The organism is Aeromonas salmonicida subsp. salmonicida (assembly GCF_001643305.1).
Classification (GTDB): domain Bacteria; phylum Pseudomonadota; class Gammaproteobacteria; order Enterobacterales; family Aeromonadaceae; genus Aeromonas; species Aeromonas salmonicida.
In genome coordinates this window covers 97,618-111,399 of the sequence record NZ_LSGW01000095.1, presented here as the reverse complement: position 1 = coordinate 111,399, position 13,782 = coordinate 97,618, and the positions used below count along the sequence as shown (strand labels likewise).

Sequence of the window (13,782 nt, the reverse complement as noted above, 5' to 3'; positions counted from 1 at the left end):
ACGAAATCAACGCCTTGCTCGCAACCGAAGATGAGGTCGCGCTTGTCTTTCTCGGCCAGGGCCGGCAGCTTGATGGAGACGCCCGGCAGGTTGATGCCTTTGTTCTCGCCCAGATCACCGCTGTTCAGCACTTTACAGATGACTTCACGCTCGGTGATTTCGATCACGTCCAGGCCGATCAGGCCGTCATCCACCAGGATGCGGTTGCCGACGCGCAGGTCGTTGGCGAAACCGGCATAGGTCACGGCCACTTTGTCTTTGTTGCCAATGACGGTCTGGTCGGTGGTGAAGGTGAAGGTGAAGGTCTGGCCAGCGACCAGGGCAACGTCGTTGCCGCCTTCCAGCTTGATGGTACGGATTTCCGGACCCTTGGTGTCGAGCAGTATGGCTGCGTGCTTGCCGGTTTCGGCCATAACAGCGCGCAGGTTGTTGATACGACCACCGTGCTCGGCGTAATCGCCGTGGGAGAAGTTCAGGCGCATGACGTTCATGCCGGCGTCCAGCATTTTAGCCAGCATTTCTTTGGATTCGGTCTTGGGACCTATGGTGCAGACGATTTTGGTCTTTTTCATATTTACTGACATGTACAGTCCAATGATTGAGATGAGAAATTGGCAATGCGTTGTGGTTTATGCGCCTAGGACAAGCCATAACAGATCAATTCGTCATGGGCGAGTGACCAGATACGGCAGAACAGGCGAGTCAATCAGGCGTAGCCAGACTCGCTGACCAGCACTATCGCGCCGGATCACATTATTCAAACCAGATTGCGAGATCCCGGCGCAGGTTGTCAGAGCGCGTGCCGAAGATGGCCTGCACCTCCTGCCCTATGATGATGACGCCGATGGCGCCCAACAGCTGCAGCGCTTCGCTGTTCACCGGCGAGAGCGCCTTGACCTTGACCCTGAGCCGGGTCAGACAGGCATCAAACGACTCGATGTTCTCTTTACCACCAAATGCCGCCACCAGTTGCCGGATCCCCTCTTCATCCAGCCCGGACACAGCCTCTGGTTCCTGCCCTTTTTGCGATTTGTGGCCCAGTGCCAGACCAAACAGACGCTTGAAATCGTGCATGGATACCATGCTTGTCTCCCTTTTTTACCCGCAGCTCACGCACCGGGAAATAATCAAAAGAACCCGTCTACAAGACGGGCTCGGGGTTTACTGAACCGGACGGCTCAAGACACGGCAGCCATAAGCCTCCAGGGCAAGTTTCCCTGTCAGAGGCTGGCCGGTACTCATCTCCGTGTAAGCAGATGGCAGCAACACCGCTCTAGCCTCACAGGTGTAGTTCTGCAGGAAGATAAACTCCTGCTCACCATCGGTGCGGCGCTGTGCTGTGACCCCCGACGGCAGTTCGGTGGCCAGGGCCCGTGGCAAGCCCAGCTCTTCTATCAGCTTGCCGAAGAAGTCACGCTGGAACGCCAGATCGTTGCGCGAGGCGATATAATAGGCTTGTCCTTTGCCATGGTCGTTGACCGTCACCGCCGGGCGGCCGGCATAGAAGTCGCTGTCGTAGCTGGCGAGAGCACGCGCCCCTTCCAACTGGATCAGATCGCACAATTGGGTCACCTCATAGGGTCCCTTCAGCCCCAGCTCATTGTCCGGCAGGCCACTGATAGCGTTGCGCTCATGGTCATAGAGACTATCGATCTCTTCTGCCCATATCCCGAGCACTGGCCGCAATGGCCCCGGGAAACCGCCGAGATGACAGAGATCCGTCTCGTTGACGATGCCAGACCAGTAGGTGGTCACGAAGCGCCCCCCCGCCTGGACAAAACCGTCGACCCGCTCGGCAAAGCCGTCGCGAACCATATAGAGCATGGGGGCAATGACCAGCGAATAAGGGCTCAGATCGCAATCTGCATTGATCACATCCACCGCGACACCCTGCTCCCAGAAGGCACGATAGTGCTCGGCCACCGTCTTCTCATAGAAGAGACCGGCATTACGGGGACCCTGGGCGTTGTCCATGGCCCAGCGGCTCTCCCAGTCAAAAATAATGGCGACTCTGGCTTCCACCTTGCTGCCGGCCACGGCAGAGATCTTGCTCAGAGTTTCTCCCAGCGCCTGCACTTCGCGGCCAACACGGGTATCGATATGGCCGACATGATCGACCACGGCGCCATGGAATTTTTCCACCGAGCCACGGCTCTTTCGCCACTGGAAGTACTGCACCGAATCGGAGCCATGAGCCACCGCCTGCAGGGAAGAGAGGATATGCATGCCCGGCTTTTTCAGTTTGCTGATGGGCTGCCAGTTGGTCAGGCTGGGGGTAGACTCCATCAGATAGAAAGGTTTCCCCCCTTTTAGGGTGCGCATGAGGTCATGGTACATGGCGGTATAGGCCGCCAGGGTGCAATCATCCTCGGCATTGTGCCAAAGGGGGTAACTGTCCCAGGAGATGAAGTCGATCACCTTGGCCAGCTGCCAGTAGTCATAGTCGTAGAAGTACTCCATGAAGTTGGTCGTCGCGGGCAGTGCCGGGTTTTCTGCCTTCAGGGGGGCTATTTCGGCGGGGCAGAAGTCGCTGACCTGGGCCGTGTTAAAGCGCTTCCAGTCCAGATTCAGACCATGGATGGTGCTTTCGCCAATGGGCGATGGGGACTCTATCTGCTGCCAATCGGTGAAGGTGTGGCTCCAGAAGGTACTCCACCACGCCTTGTTCAGGGCATCCAGAGTACCGTAACGGGCTTTGAGCCAATCGCGGAACTGATGCTGGCACAACTCGCAATGACACTCGCCACCATATTCGTTGGAGATGTGCCAGGCGATGACACCGGGATGGTTGGCGTAGCGTTTGGCCAGGGCACCGTTGATCTGGCGCACCTTGTCACGATAGACGGGTGAGCTCATGCAGTGATTGTGGCGACCACCGTGCAGTGCCTTGACCCGGTTTTTATCGGTGCGCAGCACCTCGGGATAGGCCTTTGACAACCAGGCGGGACGTGCCCCGCTCGGGGTGGCCAGGAAGGTATAGATGCCGTTGGCGTAGAGCGTATCGAGCACTTGATCCAGCCATCCAAATTCATAACGCCCCTCTTCGGGCTCCAGACCCGACCAGCTGAAGATGCCGACCGACATCACGTTGCTGTTGGTCTGCTTCATCATCTCTATGTCTTTGGCCAGCACGGCAGGATCATCGAGCCATTGATCAGGGTTGTAATCGGCACCGTGCAACAGGACAGGCACCTTGCTGCTCAGGGGGGGAAACTTGAACATGCACTATCTCCATATAATGGACATCATCGCCGACGGGCACACAGGCCCGCCGATCATGGGTGACTAGTTGAACGCCTTGATGGAAGGCAACACCTTGCCCTGGCAATCGAACAGCGACTGATTCTCGCGGGCATTGCCCTCTTTCCAGTCATCACTGTTGTATTTCATGCCGGCCTTGGTGGCCCAGGTGGCGCCCGGTGTCGGCAACCAGGCCGGCTCCCAGTAGAAGACCCCCTTGCCGCGCCCTTCCGGCACCTTGGTGACTACCTGCAACAGATCATGGAGATAATTGGCCTGCCCCTGCACCGTAGCGGGATACCCGGCGTCATCCGCCTCTTTCGAGGTGAAGTTGTTTTCGGCGTTATCGCAGTTGGCTGTGGTATAGCCGTAGGCCGCCTCGACCACGATCAGATCCTTGTCATAGCGCTTGCTGATGTCATTCATGTTGTACTGGAGGGCATTCATGGGGCCGTTCCAGTAGATGTAGTAAGAGAGACCTATGATATCGAACGGCACCTTGCGCTTGGTTATCTCGTCAAACCACCAGATGAAGGTGTCATTCTTGGTCCCCTCCGCCAGGTGAAGCATGATTTTTATCTGATCCCCATGCTCTTTGACTGCCTTGATCCCCGCATTCAGCAGACCAGCCAGACGGTCGAATTCTCCCCCGTTCTGGCCCCAGCTCTTGCCTTCCGGCCACAGCATGCCACCGTTGATCTCGTTGCCCACCTGCACCATGTCCGGCAACACACCGGCTTTGGCAAAGGCATCCATGGTGGTTTTGGTGTGTTGATAGACAGCCTCGGTCAGCTGGTCGATATTCATACTGGCCCATGCCTTGGGCTTGTTCTGCCGGGCCGGATCCGTCCAGAAATCGCTGTAGTGATAATCCAGCAGGAACTTCATGCCATTGGCCTTGGCCCGCTTGGCAAGCTCTATGGTGGTCGCCAGATCATTGTTGCCGCCACCATAAGGCTTGCCATCAGCATCCTTGGGGTCGACCCATAATCGCAGGCGGATATAGTTGAAGCCATTTTCCTTCAGGATGGCCATGGCATCCTGCGGGTTGCCATGCTCATCAAAGAACTTGCCACCGTGCTTCTCCACCTCGGCCAGCATGGAGAGATCCGCACCCTTGATAAAGTCAGCCGCCACCTTGACCGGCTGGATTTGCACCGTTTCAGCCGCCAGAACCGAGGGGGCCATCATGTTCAATCCAGTGGCCAGCATGGCCGCCACCAACAAACTGTTTTTTAATTTCATCGTTGAGGTCCTGTGTGATTAGCCCTTGGTTCCGCCTGCGGTCAGGCCGGAAACAAAGTACTTCTGCAGTGAGAGATAAAGAATGGCGACGGGCACGGCGATGAGCACGGCACCGGCCGCATAGGTGGTGTAACTGGCCCCCATCTTCTGGGCGACCAGGTTATAGAGCCCGATGGGCAGGGTGAATTGATCCGGGGTACGCAAGATGGTACTGGCCAGGATGAAATCACCGAGCGGGCCGGTAAAAGAGAAGAGGGCCACCACCGCTATGATGGGTTTGGAAAGGGGCATGATGATCTCGATGAAGATCCGGAAGTTGCCCGCACCATCCATCCGTGCAGATTCATCCAGATCTTTGGGGATGGCATCCAGATAGCCTTTCATCAGATAGGTGTTCATGGGGATCATGCCCCCCACATAAACCAGCACCAGCGCCAGATGGCTGTTGATCAGACCCAGCATCTGCGCCAGCACGAAGATGGCGATCAGGGCCGAGAACTGGGGCACCATCTGCAGCAACAGAAACAGCATCAGTCCATTCTGGCGACCGCGAAAGCGGAAGCGGGAGAATGCATAGGCGGTAAAGCTGACGCTGATCAAGGTGAGCACCATGGTCAGAAAGCTGATCTTCATGGAGTTCCAATACCAGGCGGCATAATCAATCCGGCCATCAAACAGCTCCTGGTAATGCAGGAACGACAGATTGTCAGGCATGATCGAGGTATTGAGCAGGCTGCTGCCAGGATTCAGGGAAGCCCCCACAGTCCAGATAAGTGGATAGATAATGATCACCGCGACCATCAACAGCAGCGCATAACTGATGCCCAGCCGAATAAAGTTACTCTTTTTAACACTGTGTTTGACGCTCATATTCCAGTTTTCCTTAGGCCATATCATCTTGCTTGAAGGAGTTAGTTGCGCGGAATTGCCACAGCGCGATACCAACTACGAAGATGGACAGCAAAATCGTAATGCTGGCCGCGATGGAATATTGAGAGGAGGACATGGTCAATTTGTAAATCCAGGAGACCAGAATATCCGTACCCCCCGCATTGGATCCAATTACAGCCGGGCCACCGTTATTGAACAGATAAATAATGTTGAAGTTATTAAAATTGAAGGTGTATTGGGTAATCAGGATCGGCGCAATCGAATAGAGTACCAACGGCAAGGTAATCGTGGTCAATTTGTGCCATGTGCTGGCACCGTCTATGGTAGCCGCTTCATACAAATCGTCCGGAATAGCCTGCAGTACGCCAGTGGTCATGGCGAAGACAAACGGGAAACCCAACCAGGTTTGCATCAGGATCAATGCCGTTTTAGTCCAGAAAGGATCCGTCATCCACTGCTTGGGCTCAATACCTAATGACGCCAGAATGCCATTATTGATCACCCCAAAGGTTTCATTGAACATGCCGGCAAAAACCAGAATGGTGACAAAACCGGGCACTGCCCATGGCAATATCAAAATGGTGCGAATGAGCGCTTTAAACCTGAGGTCTTTCTGATTGACCAGGATCGCCAGCAGGACACCAACCGAACATTGCAATGTGGTCGCAATCAGTGTCCAAATCACTGTCCACTGCAATACGTCCAGTAAGGTGGAACGCCACAGATCCAGACGAAATATATTAAAGAAGTTTTTCAGCCCAACCCAGTCAACCAGCTTGGCCGGGGGCGTGTGATACAAATCGTAGTTGGTAAAGGCAATAGAAAAACCGAAAATAATAGGAAAGACCACCACGAACACCAGCAGAATAAAACCCGGGGTGATCATCAGATAAGGGAAACCTTCACTCAACAAAAGCTGATATTGTTTTCTGATACCAGATAATGCATAGCCCTGATCCCGCTTTTCACCACAGAGGTAAGCATCGCGAAGCCCCCAGTAATAGATACCGACACCAAACGTCGCGATCAAGACACTGATCACTCCTTTAGCCAGCAGAAACACCGAGTTATCTCTTGGCAACTCGGTCCCCAGCGTAAATAGCCCCCAAAATCCTTGTTGTAAAAAGTCATTGAATACGCCAAGGAAACAAGACATGACGATAAAAAACAGCACACCTTTGATAAACTGCCTGTTATAAAACTGACCAAAGCCCGGGATCAGCGATAATAATGCCGCAATCTTGGCGTGCTGGGTTTTTAAACCAACCTGTGCGATTTCGCTGGAATCGACAACCACAATATACCTCCTATCCTTAAAGAAACATGAGTAGCATCAAGCAGCTTAATGCTACCCATGCAGGCAAGGCGTAACGCCTGCGTATCGTTAATCCCGGTTTGCGTGGTTTGCCTCAATCTGCATATTGATGGTTTTAACGGCACCATTCAGGGCAGCCTTGACATCTTGCTTGCCAGTCACGCTCAATTGCAGAGCGCTATTGGAGGGCGTCCATACTTCTTGCATTTCCGGTACACTTGGCATGGGAACGGCATAACCGGCCTGGATGGCAACGGCCCTTGCTTTCTCATCCCCCTTGATAACCGGATCATCAATCAGTGACTTGACGGGTGGAATTTCACCGGTCTTCTCAAAACGAATTTTGGCGTATTCAGGCTGGTTGATAAATTCGATGAATTGTTGAGCCAACTCCTTCTGAGTTGAATAAGTAGAGACGCTGTATCCCTTTACCCCAAGGAAAGATCGCATGTGCTCGCCATTTGGCAGAGTGGGCAGTGGTGCCACCCCATAATTCACGCCGGCGTCCTGGTAAGGTTTGAATGCCCAGGGGCCTGTAATAACGGCAGCAGCTTTTTTCTCGGTAAACAGCGAGTCGATGGCATTGGCACCTGTCTCACCGACGATCCCTGCCGGGAACAAGCCATCCGCGTAGAACGATTTGAGGAAGGTGACCGCATCAATCATCCCCTGATTGGCCAGCCCGATATCGTTCACATTCAGGGAACCATTGGCATTCTGGCCGAAAATATATCCCCCCATACCGGCAACGACGCCATATGAGTAATAAATCTCGTCAAATTTGGCTAGCAGACCATATTTATTGGCGGCGCGCTGCTCTTTGGAAACTTTGATCAAGTCATCGAAGGTTTCCGGTGCTTTTGGCAGTATGTCCTTGTTATACACCAGCACTATGGTCTCGACCGCTTTAGGAATACCGTACAACTTGCCTTCATAGGTCTGCGCATCCACGGCGGGCTTGGTAAAGCTGTCCATGTACTTGGCATCCACCTTGAGTTCGGACAGCAGCCCCTGCACCACGGCACCACCGACCTGATCATGGGGAATGACCAGTACATCGGGACCTATGCCTGCCGGGCCATCCAGCCGCAGCTTCTCGATTTGCTGCGCATATGGCATCTCCTGGATCTTCACTTTCACCTTGTACTGGGCTTCGAATGCCTTGACCGCATCTTCAATGCCATTGGACTTCTTGATGTCTTCCCACACAAGCAGCTCACCCTCTGCCGCCATCACCCCATGGCTCAACAGGCTGCCCGCCCCCAATGACAACATAATCACTGCTGTTAACTTATTGATTTTCATCTTTTATCCTTGTCCCTGTTCAAGCGAGAATGATTGTTCCGTCGTGTTTTTTGCCGTGCATCAAACCAATGTGTGTAATAATTTCACTCTTTCCAATCACACGGGTATGACTCTCTGTCTACCAAGCCACTACACAATCTCAGCAAGGGTTGCAGGCTGCGTTGCCAAAAAACGCGACAAATTACATAACTAATTGATTAATAATCAACTTTCAGTTCTGTACCATGAGATCCGGTATGCTTTCCCGGTACACCTCACCAGGCCACTCCTCCATGAACTCACCCGAGAGGGCCGCCACAAGGGTAACGGTTACACCGAATGTGATTACGGTAAGCGGAGCACGTCATATCTACCAGCAGCATATGCAAAGGTTGTGATCTCATACACAAAAGAAACAGCATTTTGTGCAAGCGGTTACACTCCACTGTTATATTCCCGCCACAAGTGATGTATGCAGTCGTCGCGAAGCGGGTTTCCGGCTGTTTATGTCTGATTCCTGATGTGTTCCCCGTGTCACAAACGACATCGAGCATCATGACAGATTGGATTTATAATCAAGGAGTTAGCAGTATGGCGAGTATCAGTCTGAACAGTGTTGTCAAGCGTTTCGGCACCAACGTGACACTGCACAATGTGGATCTGGAGGTGGAAGATGGTGAATTCACCGTTTTTGTCGGCCCCTCAGGTTGTGGCAAATCAACCTTGCTGAGAATGATCGCCGGTCTGGAAGAGATCTCCGACGGCCATATCGCAATCGGGGGCACTGTGGTCAACGATGTTGCCCCTGCCCACCGTGGCGTCGCCATGGTATTCCAGTCCTATGCCCTCTATCCCCACATGACTGTGGCTGAAAACATGGGTTATGGATTGAAGGTGAACGGAGTGCCCAAGGATCAGATCCAGCATCAGGTCGGCATGGTTGCCAAGACGCTGCAACTCTCCCATCTTCTTGACCGCAAACCAAAACAGCTCTCGGGGGGACAGCGGCAGCGGGTTGCCATTGGTCGTGCCATAGTGCGCAACCCCAAGGTGTTCCTGTTTGATGAGCCCCTCTCCAACCTGGATGCCGAACTGAGGGTCGAGATGCGCCTGCATATCGCCAAGCTGCACCAGGAGCTGAAAACCACCATGATTTATGTCACTCATGACCAGATCGAGGCCATGACACTGGCAGACAAGATAGTCGTGATGAACTACGGCAAGGTGGAGCAAGTCGGCTCACCCATGGATCTCTATTACAAACCAGTCAATCAGTTTGTGGCCGGCTTTATCGGTTCACCCAAGATGAATTTCCTGCCAGCCCAGGTCATTAGCTGGTCTCCCAGCCAGTTGGAGCTCGCACTGTCAGAGCAAAGAACCATCACTCAGCCCATCATCACCAACGAGCTGGCAGCTGGCAGCTGGCAGCTGGCAGTACTATCACATTGGGCCTGAGGCCAGAGCACCTGGTTCCTGGCGGTGATGGCATCCATCTCTCCTTCACCTGTGAAGTGGTTGAGCGCCTTGGCAACAGTACTTATCTGTTCGGCCAATGCTGTGGCATCGACGGCTTCAAGCTGCTGCTGCCCGGTGACAATGCCTTCAAGCCGTACCAGCAGCTCGATGTTTTCTTCTCACCTGAGCACTGCCTTGTCTTTGCCGCCGATGGCACCCGGATCAGCCGCTAACCCCTCTGCCTTCTCTACACCCGCTTTTATCCATGCCAGATTTGCCCCCGCCAATACCGGGGGCTTTTTTCTTCCCTGATCCCATGCCCTGCCGCTCACCCTTCACCTCAGACCCAAAGCACTCCCTTCCTGCAGCACAAAATACCAGCGAAATGAGAGCCGGCTCTCAACCCTATTTAAATCCTGTTTGGTTGAGCACCATGGCGGTGTAAAAATAACCACAAACAGTGAAACGTTACACAAAATTAGTGAATTTGAGTACAAAGATACGCCTCTATAAAGCGTCGTGAAGTATGACTCACACTCACCAACCTCCTGATAAAGCTGGCTAAGAATACCATGCAGGTGATCCTCATCGACGGTCAGCCATGTCACTCTCAACATGTAAGCGATACCAATGAAAATATCCATGCCACAGATATCCATCATCCAGCGCCTGATATTGGGCTTTGGTCTGATCATCACTCTGCTGGTTCTCGCCGTAATGGTCTCGTTACGAGCAGGCAACCAGCTGGCCATGCAGGTCGACATCCTGACGGGCGAGGTGGCACCCACTCTGGTTCAGAGTCGCTCGGTGACCAAAGACTTGTTTATGCAGGACAAGGTTCTGCGTGGCCTGCTCACCCTGCAGACGAGCGATGACGTCAGCAAGGGACGAGCCGAGCTTGCGCGCTGGCAGCAGGTGTTTGAGCAGGACTTGGCACTGCTTGGCAACAAGGCCTCGCACCACCCGGCCATGATCAGCCGCATCCATGCCCTCACCGAGCAGCAGACAACCTATTGGCAGCTTGCAACCCAGATTGTTGACAGCTATGCCGCCAACCTGAAGAGCCAGCAGATCCTGACAGAAGACACCTCCCTGACCCGTGACAACAAGCGCCTGCAGGGAGATCTCGCCATGCTGGTTGAAACACTGGGCGCCCACTACACAGCCGGACTCAAGAATGCGCTGGTCAACCAGCTGGAGCTGTTATTCACCAATACACAGGCGGCGATGAAGCTGCAGGATACGGCCCGTATTGCGGGGCAACTGGCCGGCAACCAGACACTCAGCAAGGCTATCCAGCGCCAACGCCAGACACTGGCGACCAAACTGCTCAAGCAGGAGAGCGCCTTTGGCGGCAAGATCGATCTGGAGCAGTCGTTGGGCACCCTGTTTGACCGGGTTGTACAACAGAGCGCAGGCAACGCAGGTTTGCTGGCAACCCACCTTCGCCTGGCACAAGAGAGCGATCAACTGCGCAACCAGAGCACTCAGGCCACCCGTATCATCAACTCGGTGCTGGGTGAGCTGGCGGAGATCGACAACAGTATCGATACCCAGCTTGCCCTGCGGGTGCAGAGCAGCAAACAGATCCTGAGCCAGCTGCAATCCCTGCTGTTTGTCGGTCTACTGCTGTCGCTGGCCGTCAGCGCACTGGTGCTCTGGCGCATCATTCACTCCATCCGACCCCCATCAAGCAGACCCTGACGGTGCTCGAAGCCCTGAGTCAGGGTGACATGACAAGGCGCATCAGCCATCGGCAGCAGGATGAATTCGGTCAACTGGCCAAGGGGATCAATGCCCTCGCCCAGGAGATGAGCAACATGCTGGGGCAAATTGTGATGGCCGCCAGCTCGCTGGGGGAGATGGCCAACCAGAACCAGTGTGCCCAGCTCAATGCGCAGCGGCAACTGGAGCAGCAGCGCAGTGAAACGGCCAGTGTTGCCAGCGCCATGCTCGAGATGGAGCACACGGTACGCGATGTGGCAGAGAGCGCCGGACATGCCCAGCAAACGATCAAGGAGGTGTCGACGCAAGCCCGTTCCGCCAGCACCATGAGTGAAAACACCCTGACGCGCATGACCCAGCTCTCCAATCGTCTGGCGGATTCGCGCCGCATCGTCGAGGAGGTTCACGGGCTGGGCAACAACATAGGCAGCATTCTGGAATTCATCAGCCGGATTGCGGAACAGACCAACCTGCTGGCACTCAACGCCGCCATTGAGGCAGCAAGAGCCGGAGAACAGGGGAGAGGCTTTGCCGTAGTGGCAGACGAGGTACGCCAGCTGGCCAAGCACACCACAGAATCCACCACCACCACCACCATTCAGGCGATGATCACGGCACTACAGCAGAGCGTGCACAGGGCCGTCACCACCATAAGTGGCTGCACCGATGTGATGGCACTTTGCGCCGATGACAGCGAGCAATCCCGTCACACCCTCATCCACCTCGCCAGCTCGCTGCAACAGGTGGCGGATCTCAGCATCCAGATCGCCATTGCCGCCCAGCAACAGCAGAACACCAGTCAAGAAATTGCCAGCAACATGAACAATATCAACAGCATCTCCGACGATAACCAGGAGATGCTGACCCGCGTTGCCCACACCAGCAGTCAGTTGCAACAGCTCTCACAACAGCAGCTCACGCTGGTACAACGATTCAGCCTGTAACCGATTGCCGGTCGACACCGGCCGGCGCCACTGAGACACAATACAAGGAAACGACAATGCTCAAACACACGCTCCTGGCCGCTACCCTGCTTGGTTGCCTTCATCCAGTCTGGGCCGCCGAGGCCGATACGGCGCAGACTCGTCTTCTCTTCCTGCGCGGGGAGATGAACAATTGGGAGGCCCCAGCTGCCCAGCAACTGGTCCAGAGTCAACCTGATCTGCTCACCGTCACCACCAGCCTGCAAGCCAGCCACGGCGCCTACAAATTCAAGATTGCCGATGAGAAGTGGAAGAGTGATACCACCTACGGCCAGTTCGACCCCGCCAGCAAGGTGGAAGCCGGCAAGCCAGTCATCGTCAAGGCTGGTTACCAGTGGAGCGACATGAAGTTCACACCCCTCAAGGATGGGGCCTACCTCTTTACCCTGGATCGCCGCGATCCCGCCAGCATCCAGCTGACGGTGAGCAAGGCACAGTAACGCTCCCATGGGCCGTCTCCGGGCCATATTACGTTTGCCCAGCACCTGACTGGATGTGCCATGGCCATGGCGCATCCAGGCAGGCGATTGCCCTACAAGCTTCCCCCCTGCCCCGGGTTCAGCCATGAGCCCAACCCCTTTTCAATTACGGAGAAACAAGGATGAAACTGAGCTTGATCAGTGCTCTGGTGCTTGGCGCCAGCATGCTCTACCCGTCAGAAAGTACTGCCATGGTCAAGGGAGCCGACGTCAGCTGGCTAACCCAGATGGAGCAGTCCGGCTACAGGTTTTACAACGACAGTGGCAAGCAGCAAGATCTGTTACTCACCCTGAAGCAGCACGGCATCAACGCCATCCGGCTGCGGGTCTGGGTCAATCCGGCCGGAGGCTGGAATAGCCTCAACGATGTCATCGCCAAAGCCAAACGGGCCAAGGCGGCGGGCCTCGATATCATGATCGACTTTCACTACAGCGACAGCTGGGCCGACCCGGGTAAACAGACCAAACCGGCCGCCTGGCAGGGCTATACCTTCGAGCAGTTGATGTCCAACGTCTACTGGCATACCTACAACTCGCTCGTCGCCCTGAAGCAGGCCGGCATCACGCCAAAATGGGTACAAGTTGGCAACGAGACCAACAATGGCATGCTGTGGGATGACGGCAAGGCATCGGCCAACATGCGCAATTTTGCCTGGCTGATCAACAGTGGTTATGACGCCGTCAAGGCCGTCAACAAGTCGACCAAGGTGATAGTCCATCTCGCCAACTGCGAGAACAATGCCCTTTACCGCTGGATGTTTGACGGCCTCAAGGCCAATGGCGCCAAGTGGGATGTGATCGGCGCATCCATCTACCCCACCCAGACCGGCAATGGCGATTGGTTCTCCATGAACAACCGTTGCTATGACAACCTTGCCGATATGGTCAGCCGCCATGGCAAGGAGGTAATGATAGTGGAGGTGGGCATGCCCTGGGATGATCCGAAAAACAGCTACGACACCCTGGTCGACCTGCTCAACAAGATGAAATGGATCCCGGACAACAAGGGATTGGGCGTCTTCTACTGGGAACCCCAGAGCCATAACGGCTGGCAGAATTACTCGCTCGGCCTGATGGAACAAGGTGGCAAACCCACCTATGCCATGGATGCGTTCCTGCAAAACTGATCGCAACATCACCACTGATAGCAGGGGGAGCTCTTGGC

12 protein-coding genes and 1 pseudogene are annotated in these 13,782 nt (G+C 54.8%); 5 read left to right on the top strand and 8 right to left on the bottom strand.

What is annotated here, in order from left to right; all coding sequences use genetic code 11:
• From AXW79_RS18280 to AXW79_RS18250, 7 genes are all read right to left on the bottom strand, one after another.
• Window positions 1–572: pyruvate kinase (locus tag AXW79_RS18280; protein WP_231109917.1), on the bottom strand; the 572-nt coding region annotated here is incomplete at its 3' end.
• A gap of 181 nt (window positions 573–753) precedes the next feature.
• Window positions 754–1,083 (bottom strand): glucose PTS transporter subunit EIIB, encoded by a 330-nt coding sequence (locus tag AXW79_RS18275; RefSeq protein ID WP_005310864.1) that lies wholly within the window; start codon window positions 1,081–1,083, stop codon window positions 754–756.
• 78 nt (window positions 1,084–1,161) lie between these two features.
• Window positions 1,162–3,222 carry a beta-galactosidase gene (locus AXW79_RS18270; RefSeq protein ID WP_005310862.1) on the bottom strand — a complete coding sequence of 687 codons (2,061 nt, stop codon included), beginning with the start codon at window positions 3,220–3,222 and terminating at the stop codon, window positions 1,162–1,164.
• A 63-nt stretch (window positions 3,223–3,285) separates the two neighbouring features.
• The gene (locus AXW79_RS18265) at window positions 3,286–4,485 is read right to left on the bottom strand and encodes a glycoside hydrolase family 53 protein (protein ID WP_011898806.1); all 1,200 of its coding nucleotides are present in this window, start codon (window positions 4,483–4,485) and stop codon (window positions 3,286–3,288) included.
• 18 nt (window positions 4,486–4,503) lie between these two features.
• Window positions 4,504–5,355, bottom strand: coding sequence for a sugar ABC transporter permease (locus AXW79_RS18260; protein WP_005310858.1), 852 nt, complete (start codon window positions 5,353–5,355; stop codon window positions 4,504–4,506).
• Between the two features lie 13 nt (window positions 5,356–5,368).
• Window positions 5,369–6,673: a carbohydrate ABC transporter permease gene (locus tag AXW79_RS18255; protein ID WP_005310857.1), complete on the bottom strand. Its 1,305-nt coding sequence runs from the start codon at window positions 6,671–6,673 to the stop codon at window positions 5,369–5,371.
• A gap of 87 nt (window positions 6,674–6,760) precedes the next feature.
• Window positions 6,761–7,996: an extracellular solute-binding protein gene (locus tag AXW79_RS18250; protein ID WP_005310854.1), complete on the bottom strand. Its 1,236-nt coding sequence runs from the start codon at window positions 7,994–7,996 to the stop codon at window positions 6,761–6,763.
• A 570-nt stretch (window positions 7,997–8,566) separates the two neighbouring features.
• Between AXW79_RS18250 and AXW79_RS18245 the strand changes: the two are divergent.
• Window positions 8,567–9,663: pseudogene (locus AXW79_RS18245) on the top strand (ABC transporter ATP-binding protein).
• 102 nt (window positions 9,664–9,765) lie between these two features.
• Here AXW79_RS18245 and AXW79_RS18240 read toward each other — a convergent pair.
• Window positions 9,766–10,074, bottom strand: coding sequence for a hypothetical protein (locus tag AXW79_RS18240; protein WP_005310852.1), 309 nt, complete (start codon window positions 10,072–10,074; stop codon window positions 9,766–9,768).
• Here AXW79_RS18240 and AXW79_RS18235 point away from each other — a divergent pair.
• The 4 genes from AXW79_RS18235 to AXW79_RS18220 all read left to right on the top strand — a co-directional run bounded on the left by AXW79_RS18235 (window position 10,073) and on the right by AXW79_RS18220 (window position 13,744).
• Window positions 10,073–11,134: a hypothetical protein gene (locus tag AXW79_RS18235; RefSeq protein WP_005310850.1), complete on the top strand. Its 1,062-nt coding sequence runs from the start codon at window positions 10,073–10,075 to the stop codon at window positions 11,132–11,134. The genes AXW79_RS18240 and AXW79_RS18235 overlap by 2 nt on opposite strands.
• A gap of 2 nt (window positions 11,135–11,136) precedes the next feature.
• Window positions 11,137–12,099, top strand: a complete 963-nt coding sequence (locus AXW79_RS18230; RefSeq protein WP_005310848.1) for a methyl-accepting chemotaxis protein — start codon at window positions 11,137–11,139, stop codon at window positions 12,097–12,099.
• Window positions 12,100–12,155: 56 nt separating this feature from the next.
• Window positions 12,156–12,578 (top strand): hypothetical protein, encoded by a 423-nt coding sequence (locus AXW79_RS18225; RefSeq protein WP_005310846.1) that lies wholly within the window; start codon window positions 12,156–12,158, stop codon window positions 12,576–12,578.
• A gap of 161 nt (window positions 12,579–12,739) precedes the next feature.
• A complete protein-coding gene (locus AXW79_RS18220) occupies window positions 12,740–13,744 on the top strand; it encodes a glycoside hydrolase family 53 protein (RefSeq protein WP_005310844.1) in 1,005 nt (334 codons plus the stop codon).
• The last annotated feature ends 38 nt before the right edge of the window (window positions 13,745–13,782 follow it).

Bases quoted from the DNA above. Each gene is read 5' to 3' on its own strand.
- AXW79_RS18225 (WP_005310846.1), top strand. From the start codon at position 12,156: ATGCTCAAACACACGCTCCTGGCCGCTACCCTGCTTGGTTGCCTTCAT.
- AXW79_RS18235 (WP_005310850.1), top strand. From the start codon at position 10,073: ATGCCACAGATATCCATCATCCAGCGCCTGATATTGGGCTTTGGTCTG.
- AXW79_RS18265 (WP_011898806.1), bottom strand. From the start codon at position 4,485: ATGAAATTAAAAAACAGTTTGTTGGTGGCGGCCATGCTGGCCACTGGA.
- AXW79_RS18220 (WP_005310844.1), top strand. From the start codon at position 12,740: ATGAAACTGAGCTTGATCAGTGCTCTGGTGCTTGGCGCCAGCATGCTC.
- AXW79_RS18260 (WP_005310858.1), bottom strand. From the start codon at position 5,355: ATGAGCGTCAAACACAGTGTTAAAAAGAGTAACTTTATTCGGCTGGGC.
- AXW79_RS18270 (WP_005310862.1), bottom strand. From the start codon at position 3,222: ATGTTCAAGTTTCCCCCCCTGAGCAGCAAGGTGCCTGTCCTGTTGCAC.
- AXW79_RS18240 (WP_005310852.1), bottom strand. From the start codon at position 10,074: ATGGATATTTTCATTGGTATCGCTTACATGTTGAGAGTGACATGGCTG.
- AXW79_RS18250 (WP_005310854.1), bottom strand. From the start codon at position 7,996: ATGAAAATCAATAAGTTAACAGCAGTGATTATGTTGTCATTGGGGGCG.
- AXW79_RS18275 (WP_005310864.1), bottom strand. From the start codon at position 1,083: ATGGTATCCATGCACGATTTCAAGCGTCTGTTTGGTCTGGCACTGGGC.